General features: G+C 63.4%; 13 protein-coding genes, 1 tRNA gene and 1 pseudogene. 3 read left to right on the plus strand and 12 right to left on the minus strand.

The window, feature by feature from the left end; all coding sequences use genetic code 11:
• Window positions 1–4: 4 nt before the first annotated feature.
• Window positions 5–847: an HTH-type transcriptional regulator BhcR gene (gene bhcR / locus FIU85_RS10230; RefSeq protein WP_152496820.1), complete on the plus strand. Its 843-nt coding sequence runs from the start codon at window positions 5–7 to the stop codon at window positions 845–847.
• A gap of 55 nt (window positions 848–902) precedes the next feature.
• Window positions 903–3,086: an alpha-ketoacid dehydrogenase subunit alpha/beta gene (locus tag FIU85_RS10235; protein ID WP_152496821.1), complete on the plus strand. Its 2,184-nt coding sequence runs from the start codon at window positions 903–905 to the stop codon at window positions 3,084–3,086.
• 185 nt (window positions 3,087–3,271) lie between these two features.
• Here FIU85_RS10235 and FIU85_RS10240 read toward each other — a convergent pair whose 3' ends face one another.
• From FIU85_RS10240 to msrB, 6 genes are all read right to left on the minus strand, one after another.
• Window positions 3,272–4,669: a TRAP transporter large permease gene (locus FIU85_RS10240; protein ID WP_152490848.1), complete on the minus strand. Its 1,398-nt coding sequence runs from the start codon at window positions 4,667–4,669 to the stop codon at window positions 3,272–3,274.
• Window positions 4,669–5,298: a TRAP transporter small permease subunit gene (locus FIU85_RS10245; RefSeq protein WP_152490847.1), complete on the minus strand. Its 630-nt coding sequence runs from the start codon at window positions 5,296–5,298 to the stop codon at window positions 4,669–4,671. Before FIU85_RS10245 ends, FIU85_RS10240 begins: the two co-directional genes overlap by 1 nt.
• 3 nt (window positions 5,299–5,301) lie before the next feature.
• Window positions 5,302–5,562: a hypothetical protein gene (locus tag FIU85_RS10250; protein ID WP_152496822.1), complete on the minus strand. Its 261-nt coding sequence runs from the start codon at window positions 5,560–5,562 to the stop codon at window positions 5,302–5,304.
• 58 nt (window positions 5,563–5,620) lie between these two features.
• On the minus strand, window positions 5,621–6,637 hold the full coding sequence (locus FIU85_RS10255; RefSeq protein ID WP_152490845.1) for a C4-dicarboxylate TRAP transporter substrate-binding protein: 1,017 nt from the start codon (window positions 6,635–6,637) through the stop codon (window positions 5,621–5,623).
• Between the two features lie 149 nt (window positions 6,638–6,786).
• The gene (gene msrA / locus FIU85_RS10260) at window positions 6,787–7,296 is read right to left on the minus strand and encodes a peptide-methionine (S)-S-oxide reductase MsrA (RefSeq protein ID WP_152490844.1); all 510 of its coding nucleotides are present in this window, start codon (window positions 7,294–7,296) and stop codon (window positions 6,787–6,789) included.
• Complete coding sequence (gene msrB, locus FIU85_RS10265) at window positions 7,296–7,739, minus strand: peptide-methionine (R)-S-oxide reductase MsrB (RefSeq protein ID WP_152496823.1); 444 nt, start codon at window positions 7,737–7,739, stop codon at window positions 7,296–7,298. Before msrB ends, msrA begins: the two co-directional genes overlap by 1 nt.
• A 410-nt stretch (window positions 7,740–8,149) precedes the next feature.
• On the opposite strand from msrB, the gene FIU85_RS10270 reads away from it, so the two are divergent.
• Window positions 8,150–8,551, plus strand: coding sequence for a response regulator (locus FIU85_RS10270; protein WP_152490842.1), 402 nt, complete (start codon window positions 8,150–8,152; stop codon window positions 8,549–8,551).
• A gap of 6 nt (window positions 8,552–8,557) precedes the next feature.
• Here the strand turns inward: FIU85_RS10270 and FIU85_RS10275 are convergent, their stop codons facing one another.
• The 6 genes and pseudogenes from FIU85_RS10275 to FIU85_RS10300 form a co-directional block, all read right to left on the minus strand.
• Window positions 8,558–8,902, minus strand: coding sequence for a response regulator (locus FIU85_RS10275; protein WP_152490841.1), 345 nt, complete (start codon window positions 8,900–8,902; stop codon window positions 8,558–8,560).
• 22 nt (window positions 8,903–8,924) lie between these two features.
• Window positions 8,925–13,265, minus strand: a complete 4,341-nt coding sequence (locus FIU85_RS10280) for a chemotaxis protein CheB (RefSeq protein WP_152496824.1) — start codon at window positions 13,263–13,265, stop codon at window positions 8,925–8,927.
• Between the two features lie 167 nt (window positions 13,266–13,432).
• On the minus strand, window positions 13,433–13,777 hold the full coding sequence (locus FIU85_RS10285) for a DUF4112 domain-containing protein (protein ID WP_254702879.1): 345 nt from the start codon (window positions 13,775–13,777) through the stop codon (window positions 13,433–13,435).
• Between the two features lie 501 nt (window positions 13,778–14,278).
• A pseudogene (locus FIU85_RS10290) lies at window positions 14,279–14,809 on the minus strand (transposase); the annotation flags it as partial.
• A gap of 709 nt (window positions 14,810–15,518) precedes the next feature.
• A tRNA-Ala gene (locus tag FIU85_RS10295) sits at window positions 15,519–15,594 on the minus strand.
• A gap of 95 nt (window positions 15,595–15,689) precedes the next feature.
• A complete protein-coding gene (locus FIU85_RS10300; RefSeq protein ID WP_152490839.1) occupies window positions 15,690–16,016 on the minus strand; it encodes a TIGR02300 family protein in 327 nt (108 codons plus the stop codon).
• Between the last annotated feature and the right edge of the window lie 50 nt (window positions 16,017–16,066).

Raw genomic sequence — 16,066 nt, forward strand, 5'->3', positions numbered from 1 at the left:
CGCCATGGCCACCCCGAATCCCTCCCCAAGACGCGCCCGCGGCCGCCCCCGCGGCTGGGACGACAAGACCGATCAGAACACCATCAAATCCCTCGACCGCGCGATGGAGGTGCTCGATTACGTCAGCCAACACCAGGGCAAGGCGCTCTCGGAACTCGCCACCGAGATGGATCAGTCCCCCGCCACGCTCTACCGCGTGCTCGTCACGCTGGAAACGCGCGGCCTCGTGGAATTCGACCCCGAGGAACAGGCCTGGCATATCGGCCCGCAGGCCTTCATCATCGGTGCCCGCTTCCTGCGCCGCACCACGCTGGTCGAACGCGCCCGCCCCGTGCTGCGCCGCCTGATGGAAGTGACCGGCGAAACCGCCAACCTCGGTATCGAGACATCCGGCCAGGTCCTTTTCGTCAGCCAGGTCGAAACCCATGCCAGCATCCGCGCCTTCTTCCCACCCGGCACGCTCTCGCAGATGCACGCCTCGGGCATCGGCAAGGCGCTGCTGGCGGAAATGGACGACGCCCGCCTGACCCGCCTGCTAAGCAACCAGCCCCTCACCGCCTTCACCGAACATTCCATCACCGACGCGGACGCCCTGCGCACCGAACTCGCCCTCACCCGGTCACGCGGCTATGCCATCGACGGCGAGGAAAAGAACATCGGAATGCGCTGCATCGCCGCCCCGGTCTTCGACTTCAACAACGAGCCTGTCGCCGGCATCTCCGTCTCCGGCCCCACCAGCCGCGTCGGCACCGGCGATATCGACCGGCTCAGCGCCGCCGTGATGCAGGCCGCGACCGACCTCACCACCGCCATCGGCGGCATCACCCGCCACGATCCCGGCACCTGACCCTTCCCTTTCCCGCGCGGCTTCTCTACCCCTTCGACCAAGAAGGAGATTGCCCATGGACCGCGCCCAGATCGTGCACGAAAACTTTCTGTCCCGCACCGCCGCGGGCGACCTGCCCCCGGGCCGCGACCCCTCCGGCCCGCTCGACGCCGAGACAGCCCGCCTGATCTTCCGCGCCCAATGCCTCTCCCGCGCCTTGGACCAGCAAGCCCGCGTCATGCAGAAAGCCGGCCAAGGCTACTACACCATCGGCTCCTCGGGGCACGAAGGCATGGCCGCCGTCTCCGTTGCCCTGCGCCCCACTGACATGGCCTTCCTGCACTACCGCGACGCCGCCTTCCAGATCGCCCGCGCCCTGCAGACCGGGCACGAGGACATCGCCACGGACATGGCCCTATCCTTCGCCTGCTCCTCCGAGGATCCCATCTCCGGCGGCCGCCACAAGGTGCTTGGCTCCAAGGCGCTCAACGTCCCGCCCCAGACCTCCACCATCGCCAGCCACCTGCCCAAGGCGGTCGGCACCGCCTATTCCCTCGGCCTCGCCCGCCGCCACGCGCCCGAGCATGAACAGCTGCCCCGTGATAGCATCGTCATGGCCAGCTTCGGCGACGCCTCGGCCAACCACGCCAGCGCCCAGGCCGCCTTCAACACCGCCGCCTGGACCGCCTATCAGAACGTGCCCCTTCCGATGCTTTTCGTGTGCGAGGACAACGGCATCGGCATATCCGTGAAAACCCCCAAGGGCTGGATCGCCGCCAATTTCGCCCACCGCCCGGGCCTGACCTATATGGCCTGCGACGGCGTAGACATCTTCGACACCTACGCCACGGCCCAACGCGCCGCCCACCACGCCCGCACGCATCGGCAGCCCGTCTTCCTGCACATCCGCACCGTGCGCCTCTACGGCCATGCCGGTGCCGATGTGCCCACCACCTACCTGCCCAAATCCGAGGTCGAGGCCGACGAGGCCAACGACCCCCTTCTCCATTCCGTCCGCCTGCTGGACAAGTCCGACATCCTGACCCCGCAGGACGCTTGCACGCTCTATACCGACACCTGCGCCGAGGTCGAAAAGACCTGCAACCAGGCCGCCACCCGGCCCCGCCTGCAAACCGCGCGGGACGTCATGGCCTCCCTCATCCCGCCCAAGCGCACATGCGCCCCCACCAACGGCCCCACGCCCGAGGCCCGCGCGGCAGCCTTCGGCCCCGACCTCAAGGCGATGGACGAGCCGCAGATCCTGTCGCGCCACATCAACTGGGCGCTCACCGACCTCATGCTCACCCACCCCGAAATCATATGCATGGGCGAGGATGTGGGCCGCAAGGGCGGCGTCTACGGCGTCACGCAAAAGCTGCAAAACCGCTTCGGCCCCGCCCGCGTCATCGACAGCCTGCTGGACGAGACCTCCATTCTAGGCCTCGGCATCGGCATGGCCCATAATGGCTTCCTGCCGATCCCCGAAATCCAGTTCCTCGCCTATCTCCACAACGCCGAGGACCAGTTGCGCGGCGAGGCCGCGACCCTGCCCTTCTTCTCCAACGGCCAATACACCAACCCCATGGTCCTCCGCATCGCGGGGCTGGGGTACCAGAAAGGCTTCGGCGGGCACTTCCACAACGACAATTCCATCGCCGTCCTGCGCGACATCCCCGGCCTTATCCTCGCCTGCCCCTCCACCGGCGCCGACGCCGCCCGTATGCTCCGCGAATGCGTCCGTCTCGCGCGCGAGGAACAGCGCCTCGTCGTCTTCCTCGAACCCATCGCCCTCTACCCCATGCGCGACCTCGCGGAACCCGGCGACAACGCCTGGCTCACCACCTATCCCGACCCGTCCGAGACCATTTCCCTCGGCCAGGTCGGCCAGCATGGCGACGGCACCGATCTCGCCATCGTCACCTTCGGCAACGGCCACCACCTCTCGCGCCAGGCGCAGGCCCAGCTCGACACCGACGGCCTCGGCACCCGCGTCATCGACCTGCGCTGGCTCTCGCCGCTTCCCGGCCCGGCCCTGCTGGACGCTGTGGCGGGCTGCAAGCGCATCCTGATCGTGGACGAGACCCGCCACTCCGGCGGCGTGGCCGAGGCGCTGATGGCGCTCTTCACCGAGCACACGGACATCCCCCACAGCCGCCTCACCGCCACCGACAGCTTCATCGCCACCGGCCCGGCCTACGCCGCCACGATGCCAAGCGCCGACACGATCCTCTCCACCGCGCGCAGCCTCTGCCGCGGCTAGACCGCCCCGGCTTTTTCTTGCAAAAAATACTCAAATCCGCCACGCGAGCCGCGGTGCGCAACGCCCGATCCGTTAACACCGGAGGCCGGAAGACATCGCACCGTCGGAATACCACTCGGATACCGACGCGATACCGACACGGGATTTTCCGGCCAAACCCCTGATTAACCAAGTGATTCGCAGGGCTACGCCAACCCCGGCAGCCACAGCACGATGATCGGAAACGCCACCAGCAGCCCGATCGTCACCGCATCGGCGATGAAGAACGGCATCACCCCCTTGAACACGTCCTGCACACTCAGGTCCGGCCGCACGCCCGCCACCACGAAACAGTTCAGGCCGATGGGCGGCGTGATCAGACAGAACTCCGCCATCTTCACCACCAGGATCCCGAACCAGATCGCGCACATCTCGCCCGACATGCCGAAGGCGCTGTCCTCGACGCTGACGAACTCGCCCCCGTTCAGCGCCATGACCGCCGGATAGACCACCGGCAGCGTCAAGAGCAGCATCCCGATCGCGTCCATGAACATGCCCAGCACGGCATAGGCCAGCAGGATGCAGATCAGGATCAGCATCGGCGACACGGTCAGCGACGTGATCCAGTCGGCAAACGCCCCCGGCAGGTCCGCAAACCCCAGGAATCGCACGTAAATCAGCACGCCCCAGATGATGGTGAAGATCATCACCGTCAGCTTCGCGGTCTCGATCAGCGCCGATTTCAACTCGCGCAGCCGCATGCCGCGCCACAGCGCCATCAGGAACACGATGAACGCCCCCACCGCGCCGCCTTCGGTGGGCGTGCCCCAGGCATCGCCAAAGGGGTTGTAGACGAAGAAGATGATGATCACGACCACCGCCACGATCGGCAGCGCAGAGGGCAAGGAGGCGAATTTCTCGCGCCAGGTGAACCCGCCCACCGGCGGCCCCACGGACTTGAAGATCAGCGCGATCCCGATGATCAACGCCGCATAGACCAGCGCCGAGAAGGCGCCGGGGATGAACCCCGCAAGCAGCAGTTTGCCCACGTCCTGCTCCACGATGATCGCATAGATCACCAGGATGGCCGAGGGTGGAATCAGGCTCGCCAGCGTGCCCCCGGCGGCCACCACGCCAGCAGCGAACTGTTTGTTATACCCAATCTTAAGCATTTCGGGGATAGCTATACGGGCAAACACCGCCGCCGTGGCCACCGACGCCCCCGACACCGCCGCAAAACCGGCAGTGGCGAAAACCGTCGACACGGCCAGGCCCCCGGGCACCCAGGCGATCCACCGCTTGGCGGCCTCGAACAGGGCGCGTGTCAGGCCCGCGTAATAGGCCAGGTACCCGATCAGGATGAAGGTCGGGATCAGGGAAAGTGCGTTCGCCGACACCTTGGAATGCGGCACCTGCCCCGCGGTCTTGACCGCCACCGTCAACGCCCACCAGAAATCCTCGCCGCCGAAATCCTTCTTGGACCAGAAGATGACGATCAGCCCGACAAAGCCCGCAAGCCCCGCCGCAAAGGCCACGCGCATCCCGATGACCACCATCACCAGCATGAATCCGGTGGTCCACAGCCCGATGGTGATCGGATCCATCAGTCGCGCCCTTCCAGTTGTTCGGCTTCAAGCGCGGCCTGCTCGGCCACCGACAGCGTCAGCGGCACCGCCACGGGCCGCTCGAGGCCAAGCGCAAAGGCACGCGCATATCCCACCGCCTGCAGGATCAGGCGCAGCACCAGCACGCCGAACGCGACCGGGACGACCAGTTTCGCAGGCCATACCGGCAGGCCGATATCGATCGTGCTGTCGCGCGAACACAAGGGCCTTGCACAATCGAAGGACCTGTCGAAATGCGCCCAGGCCCCCCAGACCAGCGCGATCATCAGAACCAGCACCAGCAGAACCGTGATGAACTCCAGCAGCCAAAGCAGGCGACCGTGCAGGTTCCCGATCAGGATATCCATGCGAATATGCCCGCCCTCGCGCTGCACGTATGAGATGCCCATGATTGCGATCAGCGGCATCAACACCTCGATGTAATCCACGTATCCCGCCAGCGGCGCGTCGAAGAACTTGCGCCCACCTACAGAGTAAGCTGCCAGAAACATGAGGGAAAATGCAGCAATCCCGCTCAACAACGCCATGAACCGCTCCACCGGCAGCAGCGCGCGGTCCAGTCGGCTCAGCAGGCTGCTGTCGCTCAGGACGGTCGAAGCCCCCGCCATGCGCTACTCTGTCCGTTCCACGGCGATGCTCAGGGTGGTGCCCAGCCCCTTGCCGCCGAAGCTGGTGGTCACCGTCTTCTTCAGCACGATGCAAGGCCAGTTCTTGCCTTCGACCCACAGGTTCCACGACTGCCCCACATCCGGGATCGGCGGCGCATAGGCGGTGGCCGGGATGCGATATTCCTCGGAATGGATCTTCTGACCGTCCGGGTCAGTGACCTTCAGAAGAATGATCAGCGGCTGTTGATTCACTTCTACGACCATGCTCGGCACCCTTTATAGACAAGCCGTCCGGGGTCGGCCCCCGGACGGCCAGCCGCGCTCAGTTCGACGCGCGTTGCTCTTCCAGCGTGCTCTGCACGAGGTCATACAGCTCCTGGCCCGGCAGGCCCTGCGCTTCCATTTCCTCGATCCAGGCTTCGCGCGCGGGGTCCGCGGCCTGCGCCTTGAACTCTTCCTTCACGCTGTCGTCGATCATCACTTTCTCGACGCCCTTTTCCTCCAGAACGCTGTCCCAGCGCTTCAGAAGCTCGGCATAATTGGCCAGGTAGTGGTCCAGCGCCTCGGGCACCGAGCTGTCCAGCGCCTCGCGGTGTTCGTCGCTCAGCCCTTCATAGGCGTCGATGTTCACCACCACCGGGCAATTCACCGTGCCGGGGTTCAGGTTGGCCGTCCACCAGTCCGCCTGGTTGATCGTGCCAAAGCTCAGATGCGCGTGCTGCGCGAACGACACCGTGTCGACGACGCCCGATTCCATCGCCTGGTAGGCTTCGGTCGCGGTCACCGAGGTGGGCACCGCCCCCACCGCCTTGAACGCCTCGCCAAGGCCGCCGGTGGCGCGCACCCGCATCCCTTCGAAATCGGCCAGTTCGTCACGCGGCTCGCCCGTGCCGACAAGGTTGTATTGCGGCATCGGCGAGGTCATCAGCAGCTTGGCATTCCACTGCGCCATCTCCTCGGCGGCGGCCGGGTGGTTGTACACGGCAGTGGACACGGCGACCTCTTCATCGAGGTTGGTGACACCCAGGAACGGCAGCTCCAGCACGGTGATCACGCGGTTCTTGTCGGGGTGATAGCCGGCACAGAACTGGGCCATCTCGAAGGCACCGATGGAAATCCCGTCAAGATTCTCCTTGTTCTTCGACAGCCCGCCATAGCTGACATTCATGGTAAACTCGCCGTCGGTCTTTTCTGCGACCAGCTCGGCCAGCTTCTCGACATGCTCGGTGAAGGCACGGCGCTTGCCCCACACGGACACGTTCCATTCGACGGCCAAGGCTTCTCCGGCAAACGCAAAGGACAGCGCGGCGGTGACGCCGGCTCCGATCATCTTGTTCATTGGTTATCTCTCCCTGTTTGTGGCAAGAATACTAAGTGTCTCGACCCACGACGCAACAGGGTATTTTTGGGTAGATTTGTAGCAAATCAAAAGAGCCGCCCCGCATGGGACGGCCCTGAATGGCAGTTCGTCAGAGTGTCGGCGCCGCCCTATTCCGCCGCGTCGCGCCGCGGCAGCACCCAGTCGGGGCGCGGGAAATGGCAGGTGTATCCGGCCGGAAACCGCACAAGGTAATCCTGGTGTTCGGCCTCGGCCTCCCAGAAATCGCCCACGGGCTCGACCTCGGTCACGACCTTGCCGGGCCACAGGCCCGAGGCGTTCACGTCGGCAATCGTGTCCTCGGCCACGGCCTTTTGCGCGTCGTTCACATAGTAGATCGCCGAACGATAGCTCATGCCCATGTCGTTGCCCTGCCGGTTCAGCGTGGTCGGGTCGTGGATCTGGAAGAAGAACTCCAGGATCTGCCGATAGCTGATCTTGTCAGGGTCGAACCAGATCTCGATGCCCTCGGCATGGGTGCCGTGGTTGCGGTAGGTGGCGTTGGGCACATCGCCCCCGGTGTATCCCACGCGGGTCTTGCCCACGCCGGGCATCTTGCGGATCAGCTCCTGCATGCCCCAGAAGCATCCGCCGGCCAGCACTGCGCGTTCCTCAGCCATTACACGTCCTCCACTTGATCCAGGTAGTCACCATAGCCTTCGGCCTCCATCTCGTCACGCGGTATGAACCGCAGCGAGGCCGAGTTGATGCAGTATCGCAGGCCGCCGCGGTCCTGCGGCCCGTCGGGAAAGACGTGGCCGAGATGGCTGTCGCCATGGGCGCTGCGCACCTCGGTGCGGACCATGCCAAGCGAGGCGTCTTGCAGCTCGGTCACGTGGGCGGGTTCGATCGGCTTGGTGAAACTGGGCCAGCCGCAGCCGCTCTCGAACTTGTCGGACGAGGCGAACAGCGGCTCGCCAGAGACGATGTCGACGTAGATGCCCGCCGCCTTGTTGTCGTTGTATTCGCCGGTGAAGGGCCGCTCGGTGCCGTTCTCCTGCGTCACGCGGTACTGCTCCGGCGTCAGCCGCGCCACGGCGTCTTCTGTTTTCTGGTAGGTCATGGATACCCCCGTTTTTGCGTCCTTAAGAAAAATGGCCTGTGTCGCCCGCTTTGCAAGCCCCGGACGCGGGACCGTGATTGAACCGAAACAAACCTCTCCGCGACCCATGGGCATGATTGCGAAAGGATCAGGCCATGCACACCCGGACATGCGACAGCTTCAGACCGGCCCACGTCCAAAGGACCCGTGACCAGCCCGGTGGCGCACCAACCCACACCCAGTTTCTGCCTCCCGACCGCGCGACTCAAATTCTGTTGCAGCAGTTTCTGTAGGGCCCGTCCCATGCCCCCTCTCGCCGCAGAACGCGTATGGCTACGGCGATGCTCCGCGCACGACGTGCATTGCACGTTGTTTCCAGGCCCTTCTACTGATATGTTACACTGCGCGCGCAGAAAAAATTGAGGAATGTGATGGCACTGTCTTCGGTCCTTGTCGTCGAGGACGACCCGGTGATCTGTGTCGGGCTGGAGGTCGCTCTGAGCGATGCCGGCTGCCAGTCACTGAAAAGCGCGTGCAGCTACGAAGACGCGCTTGCCGCCATCAACGCGCGGTCCTTCGATTACTGCATTCTCGACCTGGATCTCGGCAATTCCTTCAAAGGTCCGTTTCCCAACGAGCCGGAAGGCAGGCGCCTGCTTGCGATACTGCAGTCACGCGGCGTTTCCACCGTCGTGTACAGCGGCATCCTGGATGAGCAGCGGCGTATCCGGGATCTGGATCCATCGGTGATCACGATCGACAAGACCGAGCCTGCACAGACGGTGATCGAGGCGCTTGGTCGTTTCAAACGCTCGAACAGCGCTCTCGCCTGACCCGCCTCAATTCCGCACGGCGCCCAGGAACTTCTCCAGATCCGCTTCGGTGTAAGGCTTCTCGATCACCAGAACCTCGTGCAGGTCGGATGGCAGATGCTGGCGTCCATGGGCCGTCAGGAACGCGAAATTTACACCGTCCCGAAACAGCCGCCGCGCAAAGTCGGAACTGTTGCGGTCCTTGCCAAGGTTGTAGTCGACGAACGCTGCATCCGGCAGGGACGCATCGCACGACCGCATGGCCGGGTCTTCCTCGCTGAAGGGGCCGACCACCTCGTGCCCCATGATTTCCAGGACCTCTGCGAGATCAATCTGCAAAAGGGGATCGTCTTCAAGTACGAGAACCTTCATCGCGGTCCCTCCTGACGCGATCTCACGCCAAATTGGCTAGCGATATCCTGACACGAATGCCGGTATCGGGATAGTCCATTGTTACGTCAGCTCCCTGGGCTGCAAGAATTCGGGTCAACAACGTGGTGCCGAAACCCGATGAGGACGGTGGTGTAACGCCGGACAGGCCTGTTTCGATCCATTCTATTTCCAGACCGTCATCGGTTTTCCAGTTGATATCAAGCTGGCCCTCGTCCTGCGACAGGGCGCCGTACTTGCTCGAATTCGTGGTCAACTCGTGAAATGCCAGCGCCAGCGTCTGCACCAGGCGGGGCGGCAATTGCACATAGGGGCCGTGCATGACGATCGAGTCGTTGCGGTTGGCGCGATACGGGTCGATCTCCGTCTCGATCAGTTGTTCCAGCGGCATCCCCTGCCAGTTGGCATCGGCCAGTTGCCTGTGCGCCGCGGCCATCGCCCGGATCCGTGCCTGAAGCGCATCGCGATAGTCCTCCAGCGTGTTCGAGGACCGCCCGGTCATGCGCGTAATCGTCGAAACCGTCGCAAGGATGTTCTTCACCCGATGGTCCAGTTCCGCCGAGATGACCCGCAGCCGATCCGCCTCGGCCTTGCGCTCGGTGATGTCCAGGTTCAAACCGACCCAAGAGGTGATCCGGCCATCGGGATCGCAGATCGGCCGGCCCAGTGCCAAGGTGTGATACAGCTTGCCATCCGCCCCGATGATACGAATTTCCCGCTCCCACGGCTCGCCGCTTGCCAGGGTCTTGCGCCACAACTCTTCGATCTCTTCGCGCATCGCGGGATCGATGCAGTCGATCAGCCCGTCCGACCGCGCTTGTTCCATCGTTTTCCCGACAAGCTTCAGAAAGGCCGGACTGACATAGGTCAGCTGGCCATCGGGATCGTTGATCCAGACCCCAAAGGGGATGGACTCGCCAAGCGTGCGGTATTGATCGAACCGCTCCGCAAGATCGCGCTCCAGCTGCTTGCGCTCAGAAACGTCCAGCGCGGCGGAATAGAACCCTGTCACGTTGCCGTCGGTATCGCGGCGGGGCGCGTAACTGACCAGGACATCGCGTTTTTCCGCGTCGGCTCCGGGGCCGATCCTGACCTCGAACGTCTGGTCCTGGCCTTGCAACGCTGCGGCGATATGCGGGGCGACCGCCTCGTAAGCCTCGGGATTTACCAGGTCGGAAACGCGTTGTCCCTCGATCTCGTCCGGTGAGGCCCCCCAGAATGCGTAACCGCTGTTGACGAACTCGTACCGCTGGTCGGCGTTAATCACGGCAAACAGGATCGGCAGGCTGTCAGCCATGTTGCGCAGCTGCCATCGTTCTTCATCGATGCGCTTCAACGCACGCCCGCGCGAGATCACGAGCCACAACACGTTGGCCGTGGCCTGCAGGTAATTGATGTCATCCGTGTCGAAACGGCTGCGGGACGGATTGTCCTCGTGCACCCCCAGAACGCCCCAGGGGGCATCCGTGGGGCCGATGATCACGCTGACGCCGCACAGGATGTGATGGTCCTTCAGCAGGCGTGGCGCAGAAAACCGCCGTTCCTCGCGGAAATCGTTGACCACGACCGGGCCGCGCTGTTGCAGCGTATACCCCGCCTGGCTTTCGATCCCCGACCCCACCTTGGATGACCCGATGGTCGCATGGGTCCAGCCGACGCCAGAGCGCAGGGTCAGGTTCAGACCGTCCGGGTCAAGCTCCAGCACCTTCGTGAACCTTACGCCCATGTGTTCCGACAAATCGCGCACCGCCATGTCGAAGATGGCCTGAAGCTCCCCCCCTGCCAGCGCCGCACGGCCCAGCTCGGCCACGGCCTGCTGCTGGGCCTCGCGCCGGCGTGCGGCCGCGCGCGCATTCTGCAAGTTTGTGACATCCGTATAGGTGATCACGACGCCCTGTATCTGGTTCTCCGAGGTGCGGTAGGGGCGCATGCGGCGGATCCTGTGGTGCCCGTCGTCCGTGCTGATCTCCGCCTCTATCTCGGTCAGCTTCTCCAGGCAGGTTTGCGCGTCTTCGATCAGCTTGCTGTCATGCACCCGCATCGCGATATCTTCCGCCGGACGCCCGATATCACCGTCGATGATGCGCATCACGTCCTTCATCGCCGGGGTGAACCGGCGGATCAGCAGATTGGTATCCAGGAAGATCACCCCGATATCGATCGAGGTCAGCAGGTTGTTCAGGTCGTTGTTGGTCTGCTCGAGTTCCTCGATCTTGTCTTCGAGTTGACTGTTGACCGTCGACAACTCCTCGTTCAGCGACTGCAATTCCTCCCGGGACGTCTCCAGTTCCTCGTTGGTGGACTGAAGCTCCTCGTTCATGCTCATGACCTCTTCGTTCGAGGTTTCCATCTCCTCGATGGTCGATTGCAGATCCTCGCGGGTCGATTGCAATTCGTATTCCAGCGCCGCCACCGCATCGCGTTCTTCGGGATCGGCCTCTTCGCGCGCCTTCTCGCGCGCAGCCTGGCCCGCGGTCGCATCGCGCGGTTCCGACGCGTCGTGGAAATGGATCAGGTAGGCCGGATCCCGGTCCAGCGCGTCGACCCGTTCCCCGTTGATCCGTACGTCCAGCTCTCGATCGCCACGCGGCACCCTGAGCGCCTCGGCCTCTGCGTCGGCCTGGCCCGACTGCAGCGCGTGTATCACGAAGCGCAGCTTGCTGCGCATTTCCGGCAGGATCATTTCCGTCAGGATGCTGGTCGGCTCGCCGGCCGGAAAATCCAGGTATTCCCGCACCGGCCCATGGAAATACAGCACCTCGAGCCGCATGTTGACCACGACGGACGCCGGCACGAAACGGTCCATCAACCTGCGCCGCGCAAGGTCCGAAACCGTCGCATAGGAGTTTTCCTTTGCCGCGGGCCTCGATTGCTGGCGCTTGCCGCCCGCCGCAATGGCGAATTTTCCGGGCCGCACGCGCGCGCTGACCGTTTTGCGGTAAATCCGGTTGGCCTTGTCTACCGGCACGAACAGGCGGCCGGGACGTTCGGCATTCTCCGAATTGCCAAGCAGCAGGTGCCCCTCGTCGCCGAGTGCGAAATGAAACATCTCGATCATCCGCTGTTGCACATCCGATTCCAGATAGATCATCAGGTTGCGGCACGTGATGATGTCCAGCCGCGAGAACGGCGGGTCGGAGATCACGTTCTGCGTGGCGAAAACGACAGTTTCGCGCAGGCGCTTGTTGACCATGAACCACTCGTCTTCCTCGACGACAAAGCTCTGCCGTATCCGTTCCGGGATATCCGGCAGCGCCGCCAGCGGGTAGCGCCCGGCGCGGGCAACTTCGATGGCCCGCGCGTTCAGGTCGGTTGCAAAGATCTGTACCGGATGCGCCGCCCGCCGGCGGTCCATGCGGGCAAACAGGGTCGCCGCCAACGTATAGGCTTCTTCCCCGCTGGCGCAGCCCGGCACCCAGGCGCGGATCACGTCATCCTTTTTCTTGCGGTCCAGCATCGGTTCGATCACCCGGTCGGCCAACGCGTCCCAGGTTTCAGGCTCCCGGAAAAAGCGGGTCACGCCGATCAGCAGATCACGGAACAGGTGATGCACCTCTTCGCTGTTGTCGCGCATGTGGGCAACGTAACCTGACAGCGTTTCGAACTGCCCCAACCCCATGCGGCGCTGGATACGCCGTTCGACCGTGCCTTTCTTGTAGCACCGAAAATCGAAATCGGTCTGCGTGCGCAAGAGGTGCAGCACCTCGTTGAATCCATCCGGCGCGGCCTTGGCCAGCCCCGCCTCCTCTTCCTGCGGTTCGCGCAGATAGGGATGCTTGATGAACTGCGCCAGCCGGTCGGGCATTTCCGCGACCGGAAGAAGGAAATCGACCAGCCCGGTATTGGCTGCGCTGCGCGGCATGCCGTCGTGCTCGGCTTCTTCGGGGTCCTGCACCATCACCATGCCGCCCGCGGCCTTGATCTCGCGCAGGCCCAGCGTGCCGTCGCTGCCGGTGCCCGAAAGAACGATACCGATCGACTTTTCGCCACGTCCCTCGGCGAGCGACCGAAAGAAATAGTCGATCGCCATCCGCATGCCGCGCTTTTCGACCGGTTCGTCGAGGATCAGACCTTGATCCAGAAGCCGGATGAATTTGCCGGGCGGAATCACGTAGACGGTGTTCGGCGCCAGGTGCATCTCGTTCTCGGCCTGCACGACTGTCATTTTTGTCTGCCGTGCCAGCAGGTCTGCCATCATACTGGGATGATTGGGATCGAGATGCTGGATCAGGATAAAGGCCGCGCCGGTATCGTCCGGCATGGAGCGCAGCAGGTTCTTGTACGCCTCCAGCCCGCCGGCAGACGCGCCGATGCCCACGATTGGAAAATCCTTCTTGGCTGGCATCCGTTCTCCTGACCGCAGCACCGCACCTTTGCCGTAATCTTGCACCCGTCCCAATTTATGCAGCCGGATGGCGCTCGAGTCACCCCCGCATCGTTCTCTCCAGTCCGCGCATCCAGGCGAACAGCCCGAACCCGCAGAGCCGTCGCCCCCACCCGGTCAAAATGCCGTCAAGCGTGGACTGCGTTCTTCGATTCGCCGTGATGAACCAGATCGCGCTCGGCCAGGTCGCGCCGCAACAAGGCGACGTTCCGGCGGTGAGATTTGAAGAAAACGTCGAATGCGTCGCCAATCAGGGGAATGCCGCCCAGTACGGCGTCAATGCCGGTATTGAGCGTCATCCGAGCCAGAGCGCGCTTGCGAGCACCAAGACGATGACCTTCGATGATCGTCCAGGCCCCCGGCCCGACAGTCACCAGATCACCGATGCCGGGCACAAGCCCCAGGATCGAATCCCACCCCAGCGGGATACCGACGAGCGGCAGCCGGAATTTCGTGTCCAGCAGGTTCGCCATCCGCTCCAGCCTGGCGAGGCGTCGCTCACGATCCGCATGCATCTCGCCGGGCGTGTGACGCGATTGCGCAGGCGACGTTGCCGCTACCCTGTCACCATCCGGCTCGGACCCTTGAGGCATCGCACCATTCCTTTCGTCGCCACACTCGTCGCGGCGCGGCACTATCACCCGATCAACTTGCGGAAGACCGCAGTTGTTCCAGCGCTTACGGGCGATACTCCAGACAGTACGTTTCAGGAAGGTGGCCGGGTCACGAGGTCCTGCCTCTCGGGCGGGGCAGTATCGTTCGAAAACAGGAATGCGGAAGGTCGGCTCCGCGCCGAAGTTGCCTCTCTCGTTAGAAAGGTATGCCTCTCACGGGCCACGTGGCATTCCTCAGCGCTTGAAGCTGCCGTTCAGACATCGTGCAGCGACTGTCGGCTCTCCGCCGATTCTGTGGAAAAACAGCGTGTTTCTTGCGCAGAAAGTCACGCCCTGAAGAGCGCGCGAGTGCCTTTCTGATCAGGCTTTTCGCGTTTGCTGCGGTGCGGGAAGGACGTTGGCCAGTTTCCTGAGGTTCTGGGCGGTGGCGGCGAGGAGGAATTCGTCGTTTGCGCCACATGGGCCGCGTAATCGGAGCCGTCCCGGTCCGAGGATGCGCTTCAGGTGCGCGAAGAGCATCTCGACCTTCTTCCTCAGCTTCATCGAGATCTCATATTGCTTGGTCTTCGCGATATCCCGGGCGACTTGGCGGGCGTCTTCGTGTTCCTCACGGGTGATGGATCGGAAGTCCATGTTAGGGCAGCAGCGAGGCTTCGAGGGGCAAGCCTGGCAGGTGAGCTTCAGGCCACGGTATTTGGCGATGCCCTTGCCTGTCGGCCTCCGGCTCGGGTCGGAATAGTTTCGGCGGAACTGCTTCAGTTCATGGCCTTCCGGGCAGATGTATTGATTGTTCTCGGCATCCCACTCGAAGTCGGCGCGGGTCCATGTTCCCTCGTTGCGCCCGGACTTGTCGAAGACCGGAATGTGCGGGGCGATCTTGCGGTCAACCAGGACGTGATCCTCCAAGGAGAAATCGTGGAACAGTGCCGGCTGCGCCTCCTGCCTCGGTCCCATCAGCGCCGTTCCTCCCACCCATTGGCGGGATTGAATCAGCGTGATGCCCACCGATCAAGCGAGAGTGTTTCAACAGAATAAGTCCTTTGCGGACACGTATGATCTATATCTCCGAGCGCCATCGACGGGCCGCGGCGCGGTGATCCGACGGTGGTTCGGCAGCACTTTATCCAGGACAAATCCGAAACAGGATCGAGTGATGCACCAAGCTTCACCCAATCGCCGGGCCGTGGGGGCGGCCCGGCGATGGCGCGGGGCCTGCGGCCCGTTTCCGCGCCGGGGCTGTAGATCAAACGTCTTATATGTCCGGTCCGAGTCCGTTGCTAGACACTGGTATCGAGCTCCCGGCCGGTTGACAGCCGCGAAGCGGCCCGGCCATCGTCAGCCCCTCCCTCGGGCTGGCGATTTGTCTGAGGCCGGGCGCAACGACCCTTCCGAGGATGTATTTGGCAGGCATAAAGTGCTTCAGAATTGCCGTCGGATCGCCACCCCAGGGGCTGACGCTCGCCTCCGTTGTGAACTGCGGAAAGGTCCGCACTGCCGACGCTCACGACCATCGCAGGGAATGACCGCTTCGGCGTAGGTCGCCCTGTCAGAGGCAACGCTTCTGACAGGGCGACCTATTTGGTGCTGTTCAGAAGGATTTTGGTGGAGCCTAGCGGGATCGAACCGCTGACCTCCTGCATGCCATGCAGGCGCTCTCCCAGCTGAGCTAAGGCCCCGAACCGATGGTCCGTCGCCGGACCGTCATTTGCCGCCTTCTAGGTAAAGCGGCAGGCGGGATCAAGTGGAAAATCCCGCCCTCTCGCAACTTGGTTCAGCTTTCGTCGTCGTCCGAAGCAACGTCCGCGATCTCGTCCAGCGAGACGTTGTCGTCATCGTCGTCGTCTTCCAGAACATCATCGCCCAGGTCGACATCGACATCGTCGTCATCATCCTCGATGACCTCGTCGTCGACCTCGTTACCCTTCATCTTCTTGGTCTCGGCGTCTTCCGCATCCGCGGTGATCGACCGGCTCTTGCCGGAATGCATCTCGACGACCTCGCCCGTGTACGGGCTGACGATCGGATCTTTGTTCAGGTCGTAAAACCGTTTGCCCGTCGTCGGGCATACGCGCTTCACACCCCATTCTTCCTTGGGCATCCTTATCCCCTTCGGTGTCTGTGGACTTGCAGGCATTCGACGTCCCCTGC

The organism is Roseovarius sp. THAF8 (assembly GCF_009363735.1).
Lineage (GTDB): Bacteria > Pseudomonadota > Alphaproteobacteria > Rhodobacterales > Rhodobacteraceae > Roseovarius.